The organism is Mariniradius saccharolyticus AK6 (assembly GCF_000330725.2).
Taxonomy (GTDB): Bacteria; Bacteroidota; Bacteroidia; order Cytophagales; family Cyclobacteriaceae; genus Mariniradius; species Mariniradius saccharolyticus.
This window is the reverse complement of record NZ_AMZY02000017.1, coordinates 57905-82807: the sequence shown is the minus strand read 5'-3', so window position 1 is coordinate 82807 and position 24903 is coordinate 57905. Positions and strand designations below refer to the sequence as shown.

23 protein-coding genes are annotated in these 24903 nt (G+C 47.1%); 19 read left to right on the top strand and 4 right to left on the bottom strand.

Translation table 11 applies throughout. The features are described from left to right. Position 1: 1 nt before the first annotated feature. The 5 genes from C943_RS16615 (at position 2) to C943_RS16595 (ending at position 4387) form a co-directional block, all read left to right on the top strand. Positions 2–286, top strand: coding sequence for a hypothetical protein (locus tag C943_RS16615; RefSeq protein ID WP_008630137.1), 285 nt, complete (start codon positions 2–4; stop codon positions 284–286). A 2-nt stretch (positions 287–288) separates the two neighbouring features. Continuing rightward, positions 289–573, top strand: a complete 285-nt coding sequence (locus C943_RS16610) for a cell division protein ZapA (RefSeq protein WP_008630135.1) — start codon at positions 289–291, stop codon at positions 571–573. 68 nt (positions 574–641) lie between these two features. Continuing rightward, positions 642–2204, top strand: coding sequence for a ribonuclease Y (rny, locus tag C943_RS16605; protein WP_040481111.1), 1563 nt, complete (start codon positions 642–644; stop codon positions 2202–2204). A 68-nt stretch (positions 2205–2272) separates the two neighbouring features. Beyond that, complete coding sequence (locus tag C943_RS16600; RefSeq protein WP_040481109.1) at positions 2273–3046, top strand: zinc-dependent peptidase; 774 nt, start codon at positions 2273–2275, stop codon at positions 3044–3046. A 60-nt stretch (positions 3047–3106) separates the two neighbouring features. Beyond that, the gene (locus tag C943_RS16595; RefSeq protein ID WP_008630125.1) at positions 3107–4387 is read left to right on the top strand and encodes a M20/M25/M40 family metallo-hydrolase; all 1281 of its coding nucleotides are present in this window, start codon (positions 3107–3109) and stop codon (positions 4385–4387) included. 6 nt (positions 4388–4393) lie between these two features. Here C943_RS16595 and rlmB read toward each other — a convergent pair whose 3' ends face one another. Together rlmB and C943_RS16585 are read right to left on the bottom strand one after the other, a co-directional pair. Continuing rightward, the gene (gene rlmB / locus C943_RS16590) at positions 4394–5167 is read right to left on the bottom strand and encodes a 23S rRNA (guanosine(2251)-2'-O)-methyltransferase RlmB (RefSeq protein ID WP_008630124.1); all 774 of its coding nucleotides are present in this window, start codon (positions 5165–5167) and stop codon (positions 4394–4396) included. Beyond that, on the bottom strand, positions 5140–6390 hold the full coding sequence (locus tag C943_RS16585; RefSeq protein WP_008630123.1) for a GWxTD domain-containing protein: 1251 nt from the start codon (positions 6388–6390) through the stop codon (positions 5140–5142). The genes rlmB and C943_RS16585 overlap by 28 nt, the downstream gene beginning before the upstream one ends. 49 nt (positions 6391–6439) lie before the next feature. On the opposite strand from C943_RS16585, the gene C943_RS16580 reads away from it, so the two are divergent. Next, a complete protein-coding gene (locus tag C943_RS16580; RefSeq protein WP_008630122.1) occupies positions 6440–7225 on the top strand; it encodes a class I SAM-dependent methyltransferase in 786 nt (261 codons plus the stop codon). Between the two features lie 16 nt (positions 7226–7241). Here C943_RS16580 and C943_RS16575 read toward each other — a convergent pair whose 3' ends face one another. After that, complete coding sequence (locus tag C943_RS16575) at positions 7242–10226, bottom strand: glycosyltransferase family 117 protein (protein ID WP_008630121.1); 2985 nt, start codon at positions 10224–10226, stop codon at positions 7242–7244. 147 nt (positions 10227–10373) lie between these two features. On the opposite strand from C943_RS16575, the gene trxA reads away from it, so the two are divergent. From trxA to C943_RS16555, 4 genes are all read left to right on the top strand, one after another. Then, on the top strand, positions 10374–10694 hold the full coding sequence (gene trxA / locus C943_RS16570; RefSeq protein ID WP_008630120.1) for a thioredoxin: 321 nt from the start codon (positions 10374–10376) through the stop codon (positions 10692–10694). Between the two features lie 77 nt (positions 10695–10771). Beyond that, positions 10772–12193 carry an MBL fold metallo-hydrolase gene (locus C943_RS16565; RefSeq protein WP_040481107.1) on the top strand — a complete coding sequence of 474 codons (1422 nt, stop codon included), beginning with the start codon at positions 10772–10774 and terminating at the stop codon, positions 12191–12193. Positions 12194–12395: 202 nt separating this feature from the next. Continuing rightward, on the top strand, positions 12396–12977 hold the full coding sequence (locus tag C943_RS16560) for a YeeE/YedE family protein (RefSeq protein WP_008630116.1): 582 nt from the start codon (positions 12396–12398) through the stop codon (positions 12975–12977). Positions 12978–12990: 13 nt separating this feature from the next. After that, positions 12991–13497, top strand: coding sequence for a YeeE/YedE family protein (locus C943_RS16555; protein ID WP_008630114.1), 507 nt, complete (start codon positions 12991–12993; stop codon positions 13495–13497). A gap of 62 nt (positions 13498–13559) precedes the next feature. On the opposite strand, the gene C943_RS22105 is transcribed toward C943_RS16555, so the two are convergent. Then, on the bottom strand, positions 13560–13706 hold the full coding sequence (locus C943_RS22105) for a hypothetical protein (protein WP_008630112.1): 147 nt from the start codon (positions 13704–13706) through the stop codon (positions 13560–13562). A 57-nt stretch (positions 13707–13763) separates the two neighbouring features. Between C943_RS22105 and C943_RS16550 the strand changes: the two genes are divergently transcribed. The 9 genes from C943_RS16550 to C943_RS16490 all read left to right on the top strand — a co-directional run bounded on the left by C943_RS16550 (position 13764) and on the right by C943_RS16490 (position 24852). Next, positions 13764–14924, top strand: a complete 1161-nt coding sequence (locus C943_RS16550) for an MFS transporter (RefSeq protein WP_040481105.1) — start codon at positions 13764–13766, stop codon at positions 14922–14924. Positions 14925–15021: 97 nt separating this feature from the next. Further along, the gene (locus tag C943_RS16545) at positions 15022–15738 is read left to right on the top strand and encodes an acyl-[acyl-carrier-protein] thioesterase (RefSeq protein WP_008630106.1); all 717 of its coding nucleotides are present in this window, start codon (positions 15022–15024) and stop codon (positions 15736–15738) included. Positions 15739–15812: 74 nt separating this feature from the next. Continuing rightward, a complete protein-coding gene (locus C943_RS16540) occupies positions 15813–16883 on the top strand; it encodes a c-type cytochrome (protein ID WP_040481103.1) in 1071 nt (356 codons plus the stop codon). After that, positions 16880–18265 (top strand): hypothetical protein, encoded by a 1386-nt coding sequence (locus tag C943_RS16535; RefSeq protein ID WP_008630102.1) that lies wholly within the window; start codon positions 16880–16882, stop codon positions 18263–18265. Before C943_RS16540 ends, C943_RS16535 begins: the two co-directional genes overlap by 4 nt. A gap of 601 nt (positions 18266–18866) precedes the next feature. Continuing rightward, entirely contained in the window at positions 18867–22595 is a 3729-nt protein-coding gene (locus tag C943_RS16510) for a T9SS type A sorting domain-containing protein (RefSeq protein ID WP_081610501.1), read from the top strand. Positions 22596–22598: 3 nt separating this feature from the next. Further along, positions 22599–23105 (top strand): hypothetical protein, encoded by a 507-nt coding sequence (locus C943_RS16505; protein WP_008630094.1) that lies wholly within the window; start codon positions 22599–22601, stop codon positions 23103–23105. A gap of 12 nt (positions 23106–23117) precedes the next feature. Continuing rightward, on the top strand, positions 23118–23741 hold the full coding sequence (locus C943_RS16500; protein WP_157198587.1) for a hypothetical protein: 624 nt from the start codon (positions 23118–23120) through the stop codon (positions 23739–23741). Further along, positions 23716–24162 (top strand): ADP-ribosyltransferase family protein, encoded by a 447-nt coding sequence (locus tag C943_RS16495; RefSeq protein WP_169334633.1) that lies wholly within the window; start codon positions 23716–23718, stop codon positions 24160–24162. The genes C943_RS16500 and C943_RS16495 overlap by 26 nt, the downstream gene beginning before the upstream one ends. A gap of 162 nt (positions 24163–24324) precedes the next feature. Next, positions 24325–24852 carry a DUF4402 domain-containing protein gene (locus tag C943_RS16490; RefSeq protein ID WP_040481091.1) on the top strand — a complete coding sequence of 176 codons (528 nt, stop codon included), beginning with the start codon at positions 24325–24327 and terminating at the stop codon, positions 24850–24852. Positions 24853–24903 lie beyond the last annotated feature (51 nt).

The window sequence follows — 24903 nt, the reverse complement described above, 5'->3', positions numbered from 1 at the left end:
AATGATTCAAGAAGAACTTCAACGATTGGAAAAACTGACCCTGCAGGTCGGTAGGAAATTAACCCAACTCGAGCAGGACAATCAGTCCCTTCGGGAAGAGATTCAGGCTACCCGAAGAAAGCTCGAGGAAAGGGAACTGGCGTTGGAGGATTTTAAAAATCAAATTAAAATAGCTAAACTTGTGAATAGCATACCGGTGGAGGAAATGGAATCTGCCGAATTGAGAGAAAAGATCAATCATTATATAAAGGAAATCGATAATATCATTGCCTACTTGTCTGAGTAACTATGGAGACACTTTCAATCAGGTTGAAAATCGGTGATCGGGAATATCCCATGAAAGTGAAGGCGGAGGATGAGGCCAAAATCAGGCACGCAGGAAAACTGATCAATGATAAAATCAAAAGGTATCGAGAGGAATTTGGCCTCGATGATAGACAGGATTTGCTGGCCATGGTGGCGTTTGATAGCATGGTGGAGTCCATGAACCAGGATATGGTCAATTCAGATGACAGCCAACTTATCGAAGCGAGTCTGTCCAAGGTCAATGACCAATTGAGTTCCCTTTTATAACCCAGAGTAATCTCTTTTTTCGTGGATTTTTTTCTGATCCCGGTAGGTAAACTACATATTTTATACCTATGGGAACAACATATATTATCATCGCAGCCCTAGTCGGTCTAGGGTTGGGCGGCTTTATTGCCAGCCTATTTCTGAAAAACAACGCCAAAAAGCTTGAGGAAGAAGCTAAAGAAAAAGCAAAAAGTATCATACGTGAGGCTGAGATTAATGCAGAGGCCCTGAAAAAAGACAGAATCCTTGAAGCAAAGGAAAAGTATCTAAAACTTAAGGCAGAGTTTGAGGAGGATGTCAACAAAAAGAAGGCCATCATCATCACCAATGAAAACAAGCTGAAGCAAAGGGAGCAGGTGCTTTCCAAGGAATTGGAGCAAATCAAGAGAAAAGAAGCAGAACTCGACAGTAAGAAAGAGAACCTCACTGCCCAGTTGCATTCAGTTCAGGTCAAGAAGGAAGAACTCGATCGGGTTACCAATCAACGTATCGCGGATCTTGAAAAGATTGCGGGTCTAACAAAGGATGAAGCCAAGGAACAGTTGGTGGAAATGCTCAAAGACGAAGCCCAAACAAAAGCATCCTCCCAAATCAAGGATATCCTTGACCAGGCGAAATTGACGGCGACGAAGCAAGCCAAGAAAATCGTTCTCGATACAATCCAGCGTACCGCGACAGAACACGCTATCGAAAACTGTGTTTCTGTCTTCAATATCGAATCGGATGATGTGAAAGGGAAAATTATCGGTCGCGAAGGACGTAATATCCGTGCGCTGGAGGCGGCGACAGGTGTGGAGATCATTGTGGACGATACACCCGAAGCCATCATCATATCTGGTTTTGATCCTGTAAGAAGAGAGATAGCGCGGCTTTCGCTCCACAGATTGGTCCAAGACGGTAGGATTCACCCTGCCCGTATCGAAGAGGTGGTTGCCAAGACCGAAAAGAATATCGATGAGGAAATCGTGGAAATCGGAGAGCGTACCTGCATCGACTTGGGAATCCATGGACTCCACCCAGAGCTGATCAAAATGGTCGGAAGGATGAGGTTCAGGTCTTCTTACGGTCAAAACCTCTTGCAGCACTCGCGGGAAGTTGCCAAGCTGTGCGCCACAATGGCCGCTGAAATGGGACTCAACGCCAAGCTTGCCAAGCGTGCCGGATTGCTTCACGATATCGGAAAAGTATGGCCCGAGGAAGCTGAGCTTCCACACGCGGTCTTGGGCATGGAGCTCGCCAAAAAATACAAAGAGCATCCCGAGGTCTGCAACGCCATCGGTGCACACCATGACGAGATCGAGATGACTTCCATGATTTCCCCAATCGTGCAAGCCTGTGATGCCGTTTCTGGCTCTAGGCCTGGCGCAAGACGTGAAATCATGGACAGCTACATCAAGCGGCTGAAAGAGTTGGAGGACTTGGCTTTGAGCTTCGACGGTGTCAACAAATGCTTTGCGATGCAGGCAGGACGTGAGCTGAGGGTCATGGTTGATGCCGAAAACGTGGACGATCAAACTGCCAACAAGCTTTCTTTCGATATTTCCCAAAAAATTGAAAAGGAAATGCAGTATCCCGGACAGATCAAAATCACCGTCATTCGGGAGATGCGCGCAGTCAGCTATGCAAAATAATTTGAAATAATCAATTCGAATTCCGGGTCGGCTTGGCCCGGAATTTTTTTTAATCCACCCATCACCCAATGAGTCAGGAAGCTTTTTTCGAGATTGGTGAAATCCTTTACCAGAAATACAGGCAAATCCGCTACTCCCTCCTGGAGAGATTGATGCCCTCCAAGGACATTGAGATCCTCTCAAAGCATTTCCCTTACTACGTCAAACTCTCCCCAAAAAATCAGAAAGAGTTCAGGAAGAAGCTTGCTTATTTTATTTCCATCAAGAAGTTCATTCCTCGGGGTGGCTTGGAAAGTGTCACAAGGGAGATGATCGTTTTGATCAGTGCAACGGCTGTGATGGTTGCTTATGGATTTGATTCGGTCAATTTTCTGCACTTCAAGAAAATCCTTGTGTATCCCGATAATTACTATTCGACCATCACCAAACAGTACCACAAGGGCGAGGTCAATCCGAAGTTGGGGATTATTGTGGTTTCCTGGTCCAATTTTGTCCACGGGCTGGGGCATGCCCAAGACGGCATCAATCTCGGTATTCACGAGATGGCCCATGCGCTGAAGCTCGAAAACCTGATCCATTACAACAACGAGAGCAATTTTTTCAATCCTCGGACTTGGAAGGCTTTTGAGGACCTTGCAAATCAAGAAATAGCGTTGATTGACAAGGGCGGAGAATCGATTTTCAGGAATTCCGCCACCAGAAACCTCCACGAGTTCTTTGCTGTGGCAGTGGAAGTCTTTTTTGAAAGGCCGGCCGAACTGAAATCTGCACGGAAGGATCTTTATGAGACATTGGCCGTTTTACTTCGGCAAGATCCTCTGGTTTTGTTTCAGGAATTTTAATTTACCGGCGGTGTTGCCAAATAGTCACGTTTTGTCCAATTTTCATGCAAAAAGTAAAAAATGAGATTTCTCCTCACGTTAGCACTTGCATTCGGTTTTCAGTTTGCTGCACTTTCCCAGTCCATCCAGCCCACCTATAAGGCCCAAGTCAGTACCCTTTCCCAAAAGCCTGAGATCAGAAAGGCATTTCACTACATCGAAACTATCGACTCCGAGACGATTCGGGATATGATTATGCTGACGGAGATTCCGGCTCCGACTTTTTTGGAAGCCAATAAAGCCAAGGTATACGCCGACATGTTGCGGGCTGCTGGAGCGGATTCTGTCTGGATGGATGAGGTCGGCAACGTGATTGCGCTCAGAAAAGGAAAAAGCAAAGGAGGCAAAATCATCGTCGATGCGCATCTGGATACTGTGTTTCCACTCGAGACCGATGTGACCGTCAAACAGCGTGGGGATACCCTATTCGCTCCGGGAATTACGGATGCCAATCGCTCGCTTTCCCTTGTAGTCGCTTTGGTGAAAACGCTGCATAAAAATAACATCCGTACCGATAAGGATATTTGGTTTACCGGAACGGTCGGCGAGGAAGGTTTGGGAGACTTGAAGGGGATGAAGCATCTTTTCCGGGACGGAGGAAAAGGAATCGATGCATTTATCGCGATCGATGGAGGTGGATTAGAGGACATTGTCAACGGTGGCATAGGTTCGCTGCGCTACAAAATCACATTTCATGGGCCTGGGGGACATTCTTATGGCGCGTTCGGAATCGGTAATCCGCATAACGCTTTGGCGCAAGCAGTTGCCGCGTTTATTCCAAAAGCTGACGCATTCACCAAAGAGGGCCCCAAAACCACCTACAGCGTGTCTGTTCTCGGCGGCGGTACCTCTGTCAATTCTATCCCATTCGAATCTTGGATGCTGGTAGATATGCGCTCCGAAAGCCAAGAAAGACTTCAAGGTATCAATAAGCTCTTTTTGGAATCTGTAGAGGAGGGACTGAGAAAAGAAAACAGCATTGTTAGAAGCGGAAACCCACTGACAGTGTCAATAGACAAAGTAGGTGACAGGCCAAGTGGCCTTGCATCTCCGGACTCGCCGCTGATTCAGCAAGTGATAGCTGCAGCAGACTTTATGACAGGTGGAAAAAACCCTGAGCTCAGCGCCGCTTCAACCAACAGCAATGTCCCATTATCGATGGGGATACCTGCTGTGACGATCGGCCGCGGGGGAGAAGGAGGCGGCGCCCACAGTCTGGACGAATGGTTTGTCAACAGGGAAGGATACAAAGCAGCCCAACAGGCATTGTTGATCGTCTTGATGCAGGCGGGCTATAAATAATCGGATTTATTTCCTTTGACGAATGGCTTCATAGATCACCACTCCAGCCGAAACCGAGACGTTGAGGCTTTCGATGTTTCCGGCCATTGGAATCTTGATGGATTCGTCACTCAGTCCCATGAGTTCTGGCGAAATGCCATCTTCCTCCGATCCCAAAATCAAGACGGTCGGACTTGTGAAGTCGGTATCGTACATGAGCTTTTCTGTTTTTTCGGTCACGGCTACGACGTTGAGGCCCATTTTCTTTAAGTCTTTGACAATGTAATAGAGGTTTTTGACCCTAGCCACCGGCAAGTGATTCAAGGCTCCGGCAGAAGTTTTGACTGCATCGGAGTTGATTTGGGCACTTCCTTTTTCAGGAATGACAATCGCGTGGACTCCTGCACACTCGGCCGTACGGGCGATCGCCCCAAAGTTGCGCACATCGGTGATTCTATCCAAAACCAAGATCAATGGAGCAACTCCCTTGGAATAGCATTCATCCACGACGTTGTCCAGGGAGGCGTATTCTATCGCCGACATATGGGCAACCACGCCCTGGTGGTTTTTACGGGTGATCCGGTTGAGTTTGGCTTCCGGCACACGGACCACGGGGATCCTTTCGGTTTTGGCCAGATGCAGCAATTCCTTGATCAACTCATTGTCGGTCTCTTTCTCAACGAGGATTTTGTCAATCTCCTTGCCAGCATGGATGGCTTCCATGACGGCCCGTGTTCCAAAAATAAAGTCCTTGTCCTGTGCGCCTTTGTTGATCAGAAATCCATCTGTCCGTTTCTCCATGTCGTGATGCTTTTGAACCAATCAGGCTGGAGGGCCCGGGATCGGTTGAGTGTGTAGTAGCTATTGGTCAAAATGTTTTTGACGCGCGTAAAGGTAAAGGTAATTTTCGAATTGGCATCCGGGCTGACATATGACCAAATCTCGGCGTTGAGCCGGAAGACGACTTCATTTGGAGGTCCCATCACGGTGAAGACCATGCCACGGTCGGTCTTCCAGCCTTCTTTAAAGTCCGTGAACAGGATATTGGCAAACTCAATCTGCTTGAAATATTCCCTGATGACTTTTTTCGCAAGTTCCTCGTCTTTGGTCAAGCCGTACCAATACTGATCCAAAGCGATCTTTTTGTTTTCAGCAGCCATCAAGGTTTCGTGTTCCTTTCTAGTTGAAATATACACCACCATGTCTACCATTTCGTCGTAGTCTTTGATTCGAGGAAAAGCTTCGTGCACCGTTTTGACCATCATCCCTACGGCCGATGTGGTATCCGATTGGATGAAATAATAACCATCTTGGTCAAAGGACTTAGGGATATTGAGCAGAAAACCACCCTCATAATTGACTTGGATTTCCTTTGGGACCGCTGGTGGACGAATTTCCATCGGCGGTAAAGGCGGCTCAAAAGTGGCCGGATAATGAAAGCTATGTAGGGTAAAAACCGAGCGGCCCTTGAACTCAAGTGGTTCCTTGATGCTCAGGAAACTCTGGTCAAAAGGTATCCCATCCGCATAATATGCCCAATAGCTCGTATGCCCAAAGATGTATGGACTCAGTAGATCGACGTGAAAATAGTAAACATCACCCTGCCTTGTGTCAGTTACCTGTATCAGGGCAAAGGCCATTTCCTGTCCCTCAGGTATTGTAACTCTTTTTTCAAAGTAATAATGATAATCTGTCTCCCGGATGACATCGCTTTTTTCCAGATTGACTAGGTTCTGGGCGGAAATCGGTTCGCTAAAACTGGAGAGGACCGCATAGGCAAACTGATAGGTCTCAAATTCGATTTCAGGCTCGATTTTTTCTACCGGCATTTGCAGCAGGAAGGTCCGTTCGGACTCCAGCCTGGGGATGATTTTTGGGGACACCCTTGCGTATCGGGAATACCGCAGTGCTTGGTTGATCGTTTCCAAGGTTTGCTGTGCAAAAGAAAAATTCAGCGTTGCGAAAAATGTCAAACAAAGTATGGCGATGAAAATTCGCACCGGGTTGATTTTTTTTCTGAACATTTGGTTTTAAAAATTAAGCTTAATTTTGCCCAAATTAATGAAATTTTAAATGGCTACCTATACAACGGAAATAGCTTCGGACAAGTTGGTTTCTGACAATCCTATCCACATGCGGCTGCTGAAAGCCTACATTGCCGCCAAGCCACTTGTGGGAGGAGATGTGTTGGAAGTGGGCTGTGGGGAAGGGCGTGGCGTGGAGGTTTTGTTGGAGCATGCGACGAGCTATCTCGGAATAGATAAGATCGGCGAAGTTGTAGAGAAACTGCAAGCAAAATATCCGGCTGTGTCTTTTGAAAAGGCAATCATACCACCGTTTTCGAATTTGAAGGACAATACTTTCGACACCGTGGTTAGCCTTCAGGTCATCGAGCATATCGAAAATGACCGCCTGTTTCTGGAGGAAATCTACAGGGTTTTGAAACCCGGAGGAAAGGCTATCATATCAACGCCAAATATCAACCATACGCTGTCACGCAATCCCTGGCATATCCGGGAATATAAGCCTGGTGAATTGAAATCAATCTGCGGGCGGATATTTGATATTGTCGAGGCCAAGGGCATTGGAGGAAACGACAAAGTTTGGGCTTACCATGCAGCCAATCGGAAATCCGTCCATAAGATCATGCGCTTTGATATCCTGGATCTGCAGCATCGGCTTCCAGCCGCCGTACTCCGCTTGCCTTATGAAATTCTCAACCGGATCAACAGGAACAAACTCCATCAACAAGACGCCGAATCGGTAACGGCGATCAGCCATGAGGATTATTTGGTGGTGGATAATCCAGAAGAAGGACTGGATTTGTTCTTCATACTTTATAAAAAAAACCGGGCTTAGTTTCCCGGTTTTTTCTTTATCTCGGATCCAAAAGACTGCCTCTGCTTGCGCCCGGCCCAAGGGTTCTGTCCAGATCTTTTTTCAACTTGGAAGCAAGTTCATCGTATCCGCGTTCCTCCAGTAATGGCACGAAAAACTTCAGCATCTCTGCAGAAATCATCGCTTCCCGATCATAAGGCCGGTTTGTTTTTGAATAAAAATCCAGCATTTGCACGGATTTGTGGGAGATTTTTTCCACAATATCCAGGGCCAATTCATCTTCACCTACCTCAAACAACAAAGGAACGGATTGCCCACTCGCAAGATCGTAGGCTACGGCTTTGTCAGGCATTACCTCGAGGCCGTGCTTGAGTAGTTCTGCGGCCTTGTCCATTTTGTCTTCGTCCAAAAGGGCGATTGCTACGGAATTGATCGCGGACCTGTGGTTGGAAGTAAACCTTCGGAACTCGTCGTCGAAGTAGTTGCTCGGATCATCCATGCCACGGTAGGCGAATTTTTCCTTCATGTTTTCAAATGCCAAGTCGCTATTGACCAGTTCAGAGCGCATGCCTTGTGGTTTACGCACGGGAAGCAATCGATAAGTCAATCCCTCCATGACCACGTATTCTTCCAAATCCAGACTAATCGTTGCCATGGATGTGTTGTTGAAATAGATCGGCCGCTCCCAATTGTTGGAAGTGATCAGGTCGATCAACATCAGGTTGCCTTTTGTCAGGTAGTTGCCCTTGATGCGGAGGTTCATTTGCTCGGTCATCAGGCTTTCCATTCCTGCAGGAATCAGACCTTGGTCATAGACTTTTTGGATGTCCACGTCCAAGATCAGGTTTCTGGAGGGTACCATATTGTACCGCATTCTTCCTGAGGAATTCAGCTTCAGCAGGTCACTTCCACTTTTCAGGAGTTTCAGGTATTCCCTGGAAGAAATCGCATTTAGGTTTTCCCGCTCCATCACATAGAGCACGTCGTTGGTGCCCTTCTTGTAATTGTCATAATCCAGGGAAAAAGGCAGCGGATCTGAATCATTGACTTTTTTGGTCATTTGCTCCACGTACCAGTCCGTGTCGAAATAGCTCAGCACAACTACCCGTACATCCGTCCTGAATCCTTCCACTTCCTGGACATACCAAAGCGGGAAAGTGTCATTGTCTCCGCCCGTAAACAAAATAGCGTTTGGAGCGCAGGAGGCGAGGAAGTTTCTTGCTGAATCGACAGAGAAAAATCTACCCTGTCTGTTGTGGTCGTCCCAGTTTTGGGCTACAAGGATACCTGGGACGGCAAGTGTCAGTGCCGTTGCAAGCACGCCGGCCGTCACCGTATTTTTGGTCAATCTTGCAATCCAACTGGCCAACGCGATCACACCCAAGCCCATCCAAACGGCAAAGGCATAAAAGGAACCCACATAGATGTAGTCCCGTTCGCGCGGCTCAACCGGCGGTGAATTTAGGTAAAGTACCAGGACCACGCCCATCATGAGGAAGAGCATGGTATTGACGATGAAGGATTTTTGGTCCTTACGTGCCTGATAGACCAATCCGATGATCCCCAGCAGCAGTGGGAGCATCAGGTAGTTGTTGTGCGCCTTGTTGGATTTGATATAGTCCGGATAAATGTCTGAGAAGAAATCAGTGATACCCATCCAAGGTGCATCCATGAAGTCACTTTCCCGACCGGAGAAATTCCACATGAAATAACGCCAGTACATATGGCCAAGCTGGTGCGAAAACATAAAGGCCAAGTTGTCGCCGAACTTCGGCTTTTGGTTTTCCCGCAGGCCGAGTTTGGATTTGTAAATCTGCTTGTGGCGATCTTGGGTCGAATAGATCCTCGGAAGGATGGTTGTCCGCTCGGGGTCATAGACATTGACAGTCGCGTAATCGACTATCTCATATTTGTCTTTCCCTTTGAGATAGATTGGCGCGCCTTCCTTTTGGTCCACCAGTTCGGCATCGAAGTATTGTCCATGAAGCAATGGCCTGTAGCCATATTGCTCCCGCTTCAGGTAAGATACGTAGCTGATAATGTCCTTAGGGGCATTTTCGTTGATGACGGGGTCTTGGTTGGAGCGGATAATGATCAAGGTATAGGAGGCATATCCGATCAGAATGAAGATCAAAGAGACCAAAATTGTATTCAGTACCACCTTCTGATGCTTGATCGAATACCTGATTGAATATGTCAGAACAGCCAAGAATAGCGCAATGAAGACGACGATTCCCGATCCAAATGGCAGGCCGATGTTATTGACAAAGAAAATTTCCATCGAACCGGCGATGCTCGGCAATCCTGGAATGATGATGTTGTTGATCACAATCAATGCTACACCGCCCAAAGCCAAGGCGATGATTCCTCCTTTGATGTTGGGGTTTGGGTATTTTTTAAAATAATAAATCAAAGCCAAAGCCGGCAAAGTGACCAAATTCAACAAGTGGACGCCGATACTAAGTCCGACCAGGTACGCGATGAAAATCATCCAGCGGTTTTCCTCCCTTGGGTTTTGGATTACGTCCCATTTCAAAAATGCCCAAATCACAATCGCTGTGAAGAATGAGGACATGGCGTATACTTCTGCTTCTACTGCGGAAAACCAAAAACTATCCGTGAAGGCATAAGCTAGTGAACCGACCAATCCTGCACCCATCAGGGTCAGGATTTGGCCTTTGGTTTCTTTTCCCCATTCGATTCCCATCAGCTTTCTGCCAAATAGGGTGATTGTCCAAAACAAAAACAAGATGGTAAACCCTGAAAACAGCGCACTACCGATGTTCATCCAATAGGCTACCGAAAGCCCGTCGCCAAAAGCCAGAAAGCCAAACATCCGGTATATCAACAGGAAAAAAGGAGCTCCTGGAGGATGTGGCACCTGCAACTTATAGGATACCGCTATAAATTCCCCCGGATCCCAGAAACTGGCGGTTTCTTCTACGGTAAGCACGTAGGCAATGGTGGAAACCAAGAATACCAGCCAACCTGTCAGGTTATTGACTTTTCTATATTCAAGCATTGTTTTTGAAGAAATAATGACGGGCGAAAATAAAGAATTAATCCTGAATGACGGTGGATTTAACCTCATTTAAGGCATTGTGATAAAAATTACTGTTGACCGGAAGGGATTCAGTTAATTTTGAAACAAATTAAAATCAAAACAACCATGAGTGCACAACCAAAAACATTCAGCGAGTTGATCAATTCAGACCAAGCCGTATTGGTGGATTTCTTCGCCACTTGGTGCGGTCCTTGTCAAATGATGCAGCCAATCCTCCAGGATACTGCCCAGCAGCTAGGTAACAAGATCAAGATCATCAAAGTCGACGTGGACAAAAACCCCTTGGCCGCCAGCAAATTCCAAGTGCGTGGCGTTCCGACCTTGATTTTGTTCCAAAATGGTAAGGTACTTTGGAGACAATCCGGAGTGGTCCCTGCACATCATTTGGTCAAAGTCGTGGAGGACAATGTGACCGAAAACGTGTAAATTCAAATTGTGACAAAAGTCATTTGGTGCCAAACTGGTCACCAATAAATTTGGAAAAACTAGAAAATCTAAAAAATATGTTGATAGAACAAATATACACTGGATGTCTTGCACAAGGTGCCTACTACATCGAATCTAATGGAGAAGCAGCTATCATTGACCCATTGAGGGAAGTACAACCTTACATCGAAAAGGCCGAAAGAAGAAATGCCAAAATCAAATATGTGTTTGAGACGCACTTTCACGCTGATTTCGTGTCCGGTCACAAGGATCTCTCCGCAAAAACCGGCGCCCCCATCGTGTTTGGACCTACTTCCATGAAGATGGGTTTTGATGCGATTGTCGCTACCGATGGCCAGGAATTCCCAATCGGAAAGGCAAAGATCAGGGTCATTCACACTCCGGGACATACCATGGAAAGTACTTGCTACTTGCTCATCAACGAGGAAGGAAAAGAGGAAGCATTGTTTACCGGAGACACTTTGTTTATCGGTGATGTCGGTAGACCTGACTTGGCGCAAAAAGTCGTGAAGGATTTGACCCAGGATAAATTGGCTGGACATCTTTATGATTCTTTGCGAAATAAAATTATGCCTTTGGCCGACGATATCATCGTTTACCCTGCACATGGTGCGGGCAGTGCATGCGGCAAAAACATGAGTAAAGAGACTTCCGATACTTTGGGTAACCAAAAGAAGACAAACTATGCGCTCCAAGACATGACCAAGGAGCAATTTATCAAGGAAGTGACTACAGGTTTGACACCTCCGCCATCCTATTTTCCGCAAAATGTGATGATGAATATCCAAGGATATGATTCAATCGACGAGGTTTTGCACAGAGGCATCAATCCATTGAGTCCTGCGGCATTTGAGGCTGCGGCAAATGAGACTGGAGCGGTTGTCCTGGATACGCGGGATGCTCAGACATTTGCAAAAGGTTTCATTCCTAACTCAATCAACATCGGCATCGATGGCAGCTTCGCTGTGTGGGTAGGCGCTTTAATCCCTGATCTAAAACAGGAGATATTGGTAGTGGCAGAAGAAGGAAGGGAAGAAGAGGTAATTACCAGATTGGCCAGGGTAGGCTATGATTACTGCATCGGGTACCTCAAGGGAGGTTTTGCTGCTTGGAAGGCCGATGGAAGGGAAGTTGACCATATCGAGTCAGTTTCCGCCGAGCAATTGGCCGAAATCATCGAGGAAAAAGGAAAAGTGAATATCCTGGACGTGCGTAAAAACAGTGAGTATCTGAGCGAACACGTGATGGATGCAGAAAATGCACCTTTGGATTATATCAATGACAGTATGACCAAAGTGGACAAGAATAAGACCTACTATGTGCATTGCGCGGGTGGTTACAGATCCATGGTCTTTGCTTCTATTCTCAAAGCCAGAGGCTATGACAACCTGATCGACGTAAAAGGTGGCTTTACCGCGCTGAAGTCTTCCGGACTGTTCCCAGTGAGCGAGTATGTGTGCCCGACGACGCTATTGTAAGAATTAGGTAGAACAACGTTGTTTGCATTACCCCAAAAACAGGACCAAGGTCCTGTTTTTTTATTATTCGAGAGTCCTGTGAATGGGCTTTTGATTTCCTGCCAAAAACGTGATAAATGTCACTGCCAAACCTGACATTTGTGAACAATTTTGTGTTTATCAAATGTTATAGATTTCGCTAAATCATTCTAAATCAAATTACATGGAAAAATTCATCGAATTGGTTTCTCAGCCGTGGCCTTGGTGGGTCGCAGGGCCAATCATTGGTCTGACGGTGCCCGCGCTGTTGCTATTGGGCAATAAATCCTTCGGGATTTCATCATCACTCCGCCACATCTGTGCCGCATGTATGCCTGCCGGGATCCCTTTCTTCACCTACAATTGGAAAAAGGAATTGTGGAATCTGGTGTTTGTATTGGGTGTCTTGATCGGTGGCGTGATCGCTACGTTTTTTCTTGCAAATCCAGACGCGATTGTGATTGCGGAGAGCACGCAGCGTGATTTGGCTGCCTTAGGGATTACGGATTACTCGAGCTTGATGCCATCAGATATCTTCACTTGGGAAAACGTCTTTACGGCAAAAGGACTTCTCTTCTTTGTGGTTGGTGGATTCTTGATCGGATTCGGAACCAGATATGCCGGAGGTTGTACGTCAGGGCATGCGATCATGGGACTTAGCACGCTTCAGTGGCCATCACTTGTAGCCACCATCTTCTTTATGGTCGGTGGTTTCCTGATGACCCATGTGTTTTTTGAGCCTTTGGTCAAATTGGTAGGATTCTAAAATAAACAGGAACATGAGCGCAGTTAAAGAAATCGAAAAAAATATCTCCCTCAATGGTCAACCCATCGAGTGCGAGGCACCTAACCTTCAAAAATCAGAAGAACGTGGTGCAGCATTGTTGAAATACCTCGTCGTTGGGATCATTTTCGGCATTGTATTCGTCAAGGCCGAGATCGTTTCCTGGTTTAGGATTCAGGAGATGTTCAGACTACAATCATTCTTCATGTATGGTGTGATTGGTTCGGCTGTCGTCGTGGGGATGATTTCAGTGTTTTTGATCAAAAAATTTAACATCAAAACTATCCAGGGCGAGAAGGTCAACTTTCAGAAAAAAGAATTCAGAAAAGGCCAAATCATTGGAGGATTCATCTTTGGATTGGGTTGGGCGCTGACGGGTGCCTGTCCGGGACCAATTTTCGCACAGATCGGAAGTGGATTCACGGTGGTAGCAGTCACGCTGTTGAGCGCGATTGCGGGAACTTGGGTGTATGGCAAGTTTTCGGACAGGCTGCCGAATTGACATGATACATTTCAAAGTTGAACAAAGAACGGGACCATCCATTGCTGGATGGTTTTTCCTTTTTATTCAAATACCCGCTTGTAAATAAACCTGATCATCAAGATGATGGCGACGATGATGGTGCCGACGATGACGAATTCCATGTGCAATGTTTCCGAAATAACAACGCCCGCGGGAATAGGTTTGTCCGAACTCGATTTTTTTCCCACCGGTCAAAATATTGGCTCATTCTGAGTTAACTTGCGCGCCAAAACCTATTGAACTTCATGACCTTGTTGCAGAAAAGGAGAATCGCTCTCGGCAGCCTGTTTTTTTTGGCGGGGCTTTGTTTTTCTTCCTGGGCTTCCCGCATTCCGGATATCCAGCTTCGATTCAACCTTTCGGAGTCCCAATTAGGCAGCCTCCTACTTGGATTACCGTTAGGTTCTTTGGTGGCGCTTCCCTTGGCGGGTTGGGCCGTACATAGGTTTGGCAGCAAGATCGTGATTATCATCAGTGCGTTCTGTTATCTGAGCTTTCTGAGTTTGATCGGATGGAGTACGTCGATTTGGATGCTGGTACCTGTCCTGGTGGTTTTTGGCATGTTGGGAAATATGATGAACATATCCCTTAACACCCAAGCTTTGGCACTCGAGGATAGCTACGGCAGAAGTATTTTGGCTTCTTTTCATGGGCTTTGGAGTTTGGCGGGTTTCACCGGTGCTGGGATTGGCGCGGTGATGATTTATTTGGACATGATGCCTAGGTATCACTTTCTGATTGTCTCCGGTCTCGTATTGCTCATGTTGCTTTTATCCCAATCTTACCTCATCAAGGAGAAAAGCCATGGCGGCGGCGGTGGCTTGGTGCTGCGAAAACCCGATGATTTGTTGCTGCGGATTGGAGCTATTGCCTTTTTGGGCATGTTGAGCGAAGGCTGTATGTTTGACTGGAGTGGGGTGTATTTCAAGAAAGTGGTGCAGATCGACCCCGGTTTGGTGGCCTTGGGTTACGTTTCTTTTATGGGAGCTATGGCGACGGGAAGGTTTGCCTCGGACAGTTTGAACAATCGATTCGGAAGGATTTTGATCCTAAGGATTTCCGGCATTTTGATTTTTTCGGGTTTGTTGCTTTCAGTGCTCTTCCCAACGCCCGTATTGGCGACGATAGGGTTTTTGTTGGTTGGTTTGGGCGTCGCGGCGATTATCCCTGTTTCTTACAGTATTGCAGGGCGATCCAAGCTTTACTCCCCCGGAGTGGCTTTGGCTTTGATTTCTACGATTTCATTCTTCGGATTTTTGTTGGGGCCACCGATGATTGGTTTTATTGCCGATTTGCTGAGTTTGAAGGCTTCTTTTGTTCTGGTCGGGATTGCAGGCTTGGGCATCGCGCTGTTGACCAGTATCAGGCTTGCAGTGTTTGAGTCGATGGAGGTAACGCGAAAATGACCCGTACGCAGGACTGCCATTTGCCTACCTAATGCTTAGGTTAGGTCGGTCAATTTCTCAATTTTTCGTACCTTCCGTTGCTCCAATTGTATTCATTATGCCCATCAATCAGCCCTTCCAATACTCCAAGGAATTTGAAGTTTTGTCCTTTCAAGTAGATCCGAAGGGAAACTTGCGTTGGGCTTCATTGGGGGACTTATTGCAGGAAGTGGCCTGGAAGCATGCCGACAGCCGGGACTTTGGACAGGCACTTTTTGACAAAGGACTGGTCTGGGTGCTCTCAAGATTCCATATCGAAGTCAAGAAAATGCCGCGCTGGGGAGACAAAATAAGAGTCGAAACCGCGGGGCGCGGGGTATCTAAGTTGTTTGCCTTACGTGAATTTTCTGTCTCAGATGCATCGGGAAACCAACTTGCCTGGGCCATGTCCGCTTGGCTACTGTTGGATATCAACTCCAAACGACCCCAACGCCCCGCGGCGGTGTTGCCAAGTGAACTTTTTGATCCCATTGCGGATGAGAATATTGTGCCAGCCAGGGTCGAAATCCCTCTTATCCAAGATCATCACACAAGAATCAAGGTCTTACCTTCCGACTTGGACATGAACAACCATGTCAATAACGTGAGCTATATCCGCTGGATCGAAGACGTAGCACTGAGCAATGAATTTTCAATGAGTTCGCTTAGAATCAATTACTTGGCGGAAGCTCTTTGTGGCGAGGCAATCGACATCGCAGCTACAAAAGTCGGAAACCAAACCTTTATCTCCGGGATGCACGAAGGCAAAGGGATATTTGCGGCAGCTATCGAATAAGCCCAACTGTGATTTAAATCACTGCAAGCAAGCATGCTTATGTGGCAAATTTGTGTTTGCTTACATTATTTCCTATGAAAAACAATTCAGAGGCTTTTGTCAAATTACTCACCCTGATACTGGGATTGATGGTCGGGGTCACGCTTTTGGTCGTGATCATCATTGGTACGGTCTTTTTGGCACATAATCCAAATATATTGGGAGCATCCAAGGATGCTGGGGTCGCAGTACAATCAGCAGCAGCCCCAGTTGAGAAGGAAATCTATCGGGGCGTTGCTCCGAAAGAAGGGATGTGGCAGGCTCCTGAATGGACGACGGTTGATGCCGAGCCCAATGCGGATTTGATCAAATATGGTAAAGAATTGGTCGCAAATACCTCCGAATACCTCGGTCCACAAGGGAAAGTCCGCAAAATGAGCAACGGGATGAATTGCCAAAACTGTCACCTGAATGCCGGTACCGCTCCTTTGGGTAACAACTATGGTGCTGTCGCATCTACTTATCCAAAGGTCCGTGCCCGCTCCGGCCAAATGGAGGATATCCCAAAACGTATCAATGATTGCTTCGAACGAAGCCTCAATGGCAAACCGCTTGAACGGAACAGCCGAGAGATGCAGGCGATGGTTGCCTATATGGAATGGCTGGGCAAAGACGTTCCAAAGGGAGAAACTCCGCAGGGTGCTGGAATATACGAATTGGCCTATTTGGATCGACCCGCCGACCCCATCAAAGGCAAGACTGCCTATGCCCAACTCTGCCAAAGTTGCCACATGGAAGATGGACAAGGCATGATGAAACCCGACAAGACTGGCTACATCTATCCGCCGCTTTGGGGAGAAAACAGTTACAATGAAGGTGCCGGCCTTTTCAGGATGTCAAGATTCGCAGGCTATGTAAAAACCAACATGCCGCTGGGAGCTACTTTCGAAAGACCCTTACTCACCGACGAGCAGGCTTGGGACGTGGCTGCCTATGTCAATTCGCTCCCTAGGCCCAAAAAAGACCTGAGTGCTGATTGGCCTGATATTTCCAAAAAACCAATAGATCATCCATTTGGGCCATTTTCTGATGGCTTCACAGAGGAGCAGCACAAGTTTGGACCTTTCAAACTCATCAAGGAAGCAAGACAGGTAGCCGCTAAATGAGAGGTTTGCTGGTTTTGTTATTCGCGATAGGCGTAGTTTTTCAGGGTTTTGCGCAGGATACCATCAAGACCAAGACGCCATCCCAAGCGCCGGTTGCGGCGACCGTTGGATTGAGGACATTTTGGATGTCGACCAACTATTGGGAGGATTTCAAAAATGACTACGCCCTTGGACAAGGGGCTTATGTTCAACTTGCAACGAAGCGTTTCAAAGGTTTTTCGGCAAAGGCCCGATTCGGTGCTTATGGGCGCGTATTGAGTTCTGACCTGCTCGCTCCCGATCCGAGGACCGGCGCGGGAAACCGCTATGAAGTTGGCTTATTTGATATCGCAAATCCCGAAAGTCGGGCCTATGGAAAAGTCGAGGAGCTGCAGATTTCCTACCAAAGTAAAAAACTCTCCGCGACCATTGGCAAAATGTCTGTCAATACGCCTTTCATCAATCCGCAGGACGGCAGGCTCGGGCCGACCTTTGCAGAGGGATTGAAGGTTGGCTTTCGTCCAAATCCAAAGCACCAATTTTCCTGGGATTTGATCACAAGGATAAGTCCGCGGTCGACCTCGGGTTGGTTTGGCGTTGGCGAATCGATGGGGCTCTATCCCATGGGTTTGGGTGAATCAGGAAAGCCCGGAGCTTATTTTGGAGTCACCGAGAGTAATTTCATCCATTCTTTGGATTGGAAATGGAAGTTGGATAGCTCGACCGAGCTTAACCTCAACCACACCCTGGTCCAAAACATCTCCAGCACGGTGTTTTCCCAGTTTACCAAAGATTGGTCCGTAAATGGAACCCAATCCAAAATCCTTTCAGGCCTTCAAGTCATCGTGCAGCAGGGCCTTGGAAACGGTGGAAATGATGACCCAGCCAAGCGATACAAGAACCCTGATGATATCAATTACATCGTTGGTGGTCGACTTGGATGGAAAGATCGCCAAACCCAAGTGGTGCTTGCCTATACCAATATCAGTGGAAATGGTCGTTTTCTGAGTCCCAGGGAATGGGGTAGGGAGCCGTTTTTTACATTTATTCCGAGGGAAAGGACCGAGGGCTACGGCTATGCCCAATCAATTACCGGATTGCTTCAAAGATCCTATGGCGAAAATCAGGGTCAGGTCTATATCCATGGGGGATTGGTGAGACTTCCCGATCCGACTGATTTTGAAGTGAACAAATATGCCTTTCCGTCCTATGCACAGGTAAACCTGGGATGGAAATACGCGCCCAAGGATTTTCTGAGAGGTCTCGATATCCATGCGCTGGTCATGGGCAAATTCAATATGAAATCAGGGGAAATGAAGCCACAGTGGATATACAATAAGGTCAACATGATTCATGTGAACGTGATCCTGAATTATACCATTCACTGGGAAATGTTCAATTAATTCCCTGATCGGTGATCAAAATCCCTTTTTTTGGTAAAAAATAATTGATTCCTGTTATTATTTTGACAAAAGTCAAACGCATGAAAAAATGCCACATGAAAAACAAAATGTCCAAGGGATAATGCAAAATAGAAATTTTGTAAAAAATTGGGTTTTTCGATTTCCTTGCCAAATCCCCCCGCTGGGCAGCTTCTGAGGGGTTTGCATTTGTTTGGTAGATTTTTTTTTCTCGATATTTCGAAAAAATCAACGGAGCGTATTCACCAGCGTCACCCGATTTGTTTTAACCGACCGATATTTTAAAACAAGTTACAGAAGTCGCAAAAACTTCACTGGCTGATTCACCTTTTTTGATTTTACCCTTTCGCCCTAGTGATCGATTGAATTTTGACTTTTCCCAAAAGCAGACCGAGCTTTTGTAAAAGCCTAAAACCGAGATCATCCTTTTTAAAAAACAAAACCGATTTCATCAAACAGATTTGACTGAAGCCTAGGCTTCCGGCTTGGATACTCAAATTCCTGTGATTATAGTTCAGGAAAACGTGAGTCCCTTCCCTGGAATATCTATGCCCAATCCTGAAGAAAATATTTTGAACAAAAAATGACAAGGCAATTCAACATATCGCTTCCAAAGTTTCCAGCTGCCACGGCAGTATTGGTGTGGATGCTTTTGTTGTTGCCGTTTGTTAGCATTGCGCAGGTTACTTACACCTGGATAGGTCCCAACAACGGCTCTTGGGCAACTGCTACCAACTGGTCTCCAACCCGAACGCCGGTAGCGACTACTGATATTCTCCAATTCACATCTGGCCAAACGTTGACCGTAACAGGCGTGCCTTCCCAGACAATCCGCGGACTTTTAATCACCAACGGATCCAGAATCACCCTTTCGTCTTCCGCTAGTACAACACTTACTATCAACAATGGTACTGGTACCGACTTGGTGGTGGATGGGAACTCTTCCCTAACGCTAACAAGCACAACAACCCAATCTCGAATTACCTTGGCGGCAAGTGCCACCGCGGAAATCAATGGAGAATTGATTTTGGGTAACCTAGGAAACATCAACTTGGCTAGTTCCGGAGTCTTGTTTTCAGTGAATGGCAAGTTGACAAATATCAACGGCTCGTTTTCTTCGACCACTGTGGCGAAAATGCGCTTTGGCCCCAGCGCAGAATACAATCACGCCCGAAATGGAAGCTCCTTGCCTGTGGCAACTTGGAATGCTACATCGACGGTGAGATTTACGGCGATCACCTCTTCGACTGTTGGGTCCACCAACCAGAATTTTGGAAACGTGATTTTCCAATCTCCTGCCCAAACGGTCAATATGTCCTTTGGCCCATTGTCCATCGCAGGTAATCTGATCATGAACAATGCCAACACGACTGGTCAAATCAGCCAAACAGTGAACAACATTGCGATTGGGGGCAATTTCGAAATGCTCGGTGGGAGGTATGCCATCGGCAACGGAACCAACTCAAACCGATCTCTTTCTGTAGCTGGAAACGTCAATATGACGGGCGGTACCTTGTTGATGAGTGTCAGCAGCGCTGCAATCGGTAACATCAATGTCGCGGGAAATTTCACCCACACCGCGGGTACCATCACAGAAACAAGCTCGGGTTCGGGTAGAATTACCTTCAATGGCAACGGCTTGCAGACACAGACATTCACTTCCGGCGGTACTGTTTCCAATACGATCAATTACACGATTGCCTCAGGGGCAGTCGTACAGGCGGCAGATGCAAATACAGCCTTCTTGGGTGGAGGAACCTTTACACTTTCGGCTGGAGCCACCCTCGGAATCAGGTCCCCTCAAGGGATCACCACGTCCGGCGCCACAGGCTTGGTGAGGGTCACGGGAACAAGAACTTACAATACCGCAGCGAATTATATTTTTAATGGTAATACCAACCAAACTGTCGGAAACGGATTGCCCGTCACGGTGAATAACCTCACGGTGTCCAATTCAGGGGCTGAAGGCAGCAATGTCGTCAGCCTTGCACAAAATACCAGTATCACGGGTGATTTGAGCATTTCCGATGGGACTTTTGACATCAGTACATTTTTGGCTAATCGGTCGATTTTTGGTGGACAGATCCTGATGGCAGATGGTGCCTCCTTGAGAATAGGGGGAACCAATACTTTTCCTGCCAATTTTCAAACCCACTCCATGGGATGCGACGCGACCGTAGCCTACACAGGAACTAACCAAAGCATCGCAGATCTCAATAGCGGGGCGAACTATGGCAACATCATATTGAGTGGTTCTGGGACCAAGACCTTCCAAGGAGGTACTACCTCTATTTGCGGTGACTTGGCACTTACCGGTACCGTCACGGCTGTAGCGGGAAACGACCTCTCGATCGGAGGGGAATTTTCACTCGGGCCGGATGCGGTCTTTCAAACCCAACAGTTCACACTTCAGGCACAAGCTTGGAACCTTGAAGGACAACTTCAAAGTGCGGGCAGTCGCGTAGTGATCAATTCTTTGACTCCACTGAATATACCGGGCGGTGAATTCAGAGAGTTGGTGGTACAGGGTTCTGGACTGAAGACATTCAGCGCCCCAGCCACAATTACGGAAGGTTTTGTGGTTGATAGTCCAATTGAGTTATTGGATGGATCGTCTTTGCTCTTGGCGTCCAATGCCCTGATGCAGGTTCCAGCCAACGTCAGTGTCACGACTGCGGGTTCTGCAAAGATTATACTGCAACCCAGCGCCAGATACTTGAATTTGTCCGCCAGCAATCCGACGCTGGAGGTAAGGCAGGAATTCAACGGATCGCGTGGTTGGCGCATGATGGGAACGCCGGTTGGTTCGACGTATGCTGATCTGCTTTCAAGTGTGGAAAGCCAAGGGTTTCCAGGCTCGACCAATCCAACGCTCCAGCCAAATGTGCTGTGGTTTGATGAAACTGACAACGGGACAAGTCTTCAAGGATGGAGAAGCCCAGCGCAAATTGCGGATGTGGTTCCAACCGGGCGCGGGCATTACCTCTTCGTTTTTGATGGAGCACAAAAGCCGGGTGGTGGAAATTATTCCGACCTCTTGCCTTTGACTACCGATGTGACTGGTACAGAACCTAACCTGAACACAGGGCAATTTAATTTTGGTGTCACATTTACACCGAGAAATACCCAACTCGTTCAAAACGGCAATGACTATGCGGAGGTGAGTTTGGCAGACGAAGGTTTTAATCTGCTCGCAAATCCAACGGCTTCCTTCATCGATTTCTTTTCTCCTTCAGGTTGGACCAAGACCAATATCGACAACACGATTTATGTTTGGGATCCTGAAACCAACGCTTTCCTGACCCATAACGGGGTTTTGGGAACATTGGAAAATGGTCGTATCGCACCTTACCAGGCGTTTTGGGTAAAGGCGAACGGATCCAATCCGGTTCTTCAACTGACCAACAACGACGCGAAGACAATCATTTCGAAGGAATTTTTTGGCAGGAAAAAAGAAGAAGATCCTTTTGCCATTAGGTTAAGAGTAAATGGTGAAACCATGCAGGCCGCTTCCTATATCAGTTTTGGTCGTGGTGGAGTCGAGGGCCCGGATACCTATGACGCATATCAATTGGAATCATTGGGAAATGACTGGCTTTTCCTTTACTCCTACAGTTCACTGCGGACTGATATGCCTCTGGTGATCAATCATTTGCCAGAATTGGGAGATGAGGATCGCATTATTCCACTGCACCTGGCGGCTTCCAAAGATGGAAAACCAGTGTCAGGAGATTACCTACTCAGCTGGGAATTGCCCCTGGGCTGGCCCTCAGAAAAGACCGTCACGCTGATGGACCATATCCATCAGAAGGCAGTCAACATGCAGGAGGAATCGGTTTACGCGTTTTCCTTCCAAGGTCCCGAACGGCCAGCGAAAAATACACGCTTGGGATCAGATTCCTTCAAGACGCCCGGGAACCCGATTTTCCAATCACCGTTCGCAACGGGTGATGCGGCTGCAAGAAAAAGTCCTGACGCGCCACAGCGTCCATTTACGATCTACATCGGCAAGGCGATACAAGGGGAATCCCAAGAGTACCTTCCGGATTTGCCAAAGCTGTTTGCACCCTATCCGAATCCATTCAGGAATGAGGCGTCGATTAAGTTTTTTGTACCTGAAACGACCTTGGTCGAAATCAATATCTATGACCTGATGGGAAAGGTAGCTGCTTCATTTCCGGCCAAAACCTACCCAACGGGAACACATGAAATCCAATGGTCTGCTGAAGGAAATTCCCTTAGATCGGGCCTATATGTCGTCAGCATGACGGCGGGAAATTATCGATTCACCCAAAAACTGATAAAGAGCTAATCCATGAGAAGAGTATTGTTGATTCTATTGATCGGCTGTTTTTGGAGTACAGTCTCGTTGGCGCAGAAGAACGGCAGGATTGCCACGCTGAACGTGAAGGCAACAGCTACCGTCACGGACAACCTCCAAATGCTGACGATCAGAAACGTGGATTTGGTCAACCCGCCCGTGCAGAATGATGCCATCGTGGTGTCACCGATCACGAGTGAACATGCCGGCATGTTCAAAATCGTCGGAAATCCCGGTTCAAGGATCAGGATTACCTATCTGCAATCGGAGGTCCTGCGCGAAATCTATGAAGGTCACGGTGAAGTCGAGGCCAAATACGTGTTGAGTGCGGGTTTCGAAGACCTGCAGTTTCAAAGTGTGCTGCTGGATGTTGGTGAAGGCATTTTCAGGATTGGACCGGATGGCTTTCTCTATGTATGGCTGGGTGCCAATCTTGACTTGTCCAAATCGAGTCCTGGCTTGTATTTGTCTGAATTTATCCTCGAACTGGAATATATCTGATCGATGAAAAGTATGCATCCATATCGTCTCAAAGGCAAAATCTTGACTGTCATCGCAGTCATGATGTTGCAGACCCATGGCTGGTGCTTGGCTCAGCGGATCACATTCAGTACTTGGACCGGTAGTGACGAGATCAATATCACTTCTCCGCAGGGTGTCCTTCCAGCTTTGGATTTCAGCCAAAAGAAGCGGGTGATTTTGCCCAATTCAGAGGCGGTTTCGATTGACTTAAACGATAACCTGGCGGTAATCTTCGAATTGGAGGCGCCGGAAGGGTACGATTTGACTGTTGAGGTAAGCGCGCCGATCGCATTCACTTTGTTGGATAATCCGAGCGAGACCATTCCTTTTCAAATGCGAATGGCCTACAACAACCAAAGCCCTATCGATCCGGTGTCGGGAAAATTACAAGCCGTCGAAATGCCGATTGGTTTCAACAGCATCACATTTCCAGTCAGCCGCAACAGTAGCGGTTTGCCTGCTGCACCACCTAGTCCAGAGTACGGAGGATTTACCAGACCAAAGACCAAGGCTTTTGTCTACTTCTATGGTTCCTTGGGCCCAATTGGCAATGTACCAACGGGTCGCTACGAAGCGGAAATCAACATCAATGTATCCTTCACCACCAATGATTAAGGCGATGACGATAGCGGTTCTATTGGGAGTTTGCGGGTTTTCGCAGGCTAATGCGCAGGCCTTGTCATTTCGGCTTGAGATTCCTGCAGGCGCTAGTTTGGGATCGCGGGTGCTGAAGGCTGCGGAAAAGGACGGGTTTGAGGCCTATATGTGGATCGAGATGGTGACGCGGGAGAACATCCAACTCTTTGTATCGCTGCGGGATGAGTTGGGGAGTTTTTCCAAGAACCCGATTTACATACTAAACGACGGCAGCGCTGATTTTGCCAATGCCGACCAGTTTACAAGAGGCTATGTCAGTACCACAATGATGCGACATGGAACTTTGGTACACAACATAAGGCCCAAAATCAACCAAGTAAGTACCTGGATAGGTGTACCCGCAAAAAACGGAACGATCACAACAATTGAATATTTCTAATCAAACGATAAAATCACCCTTCAATCAAATGCTTATGAAACATCAAAAGATCACCAATTATCTCAAATTCAGTAAAGTGTTTATTCTCAAAAACAATTCAAGCAAACAACAAACAAGTACAAATTCTAAACAAAATCTAAACAATTAAAAACAACACAAATTATGAAAACAACAGTAAAAATTCTCGCTTTGGCCTTCTTTATGGTAGGCTTGTCGCAAGTAGCATCTGCTCAGAAAGCTTCATCTGCTACTGCAACCGCTGAAGTCCTTCAGGACTTGACCATCACTTTGGATGGAACTTTGAACGCTATCAACTTTGGTCGTGTATCTTCCAGTACTCCCGGGATTATCAGATTGGATCCAAACACAAGCGCAAACGATGCCAACACAGGTTCAGTTACCAATGTAGCAAGATTTGACCTGAGTGGTGCAAACGGTGGAGTAACGGTATTCTATGACGCATCTGTTACGATGACTGCAGGTGCAAACAACTTTGTAATGACGCCGTTGGTCGTGGGTAACGTATCTACTGCAAACAGGGCTATCGCTGCTCCGGTAGCAAGCGGTTCAACTGTAACCTTGGCTTCCAACGCCTTTTTCCTTTGGGTAGGTGGTACCATTCCTCAGTTGACTTCACAGCCTGTAGGTACTTATATCGGTACTTTCAATATCAGCGCTGAATACAACTAATCATCAAAAACCTAAGGCCGACGGATTTCCAGTCGGCCTATTTCTCCTTCA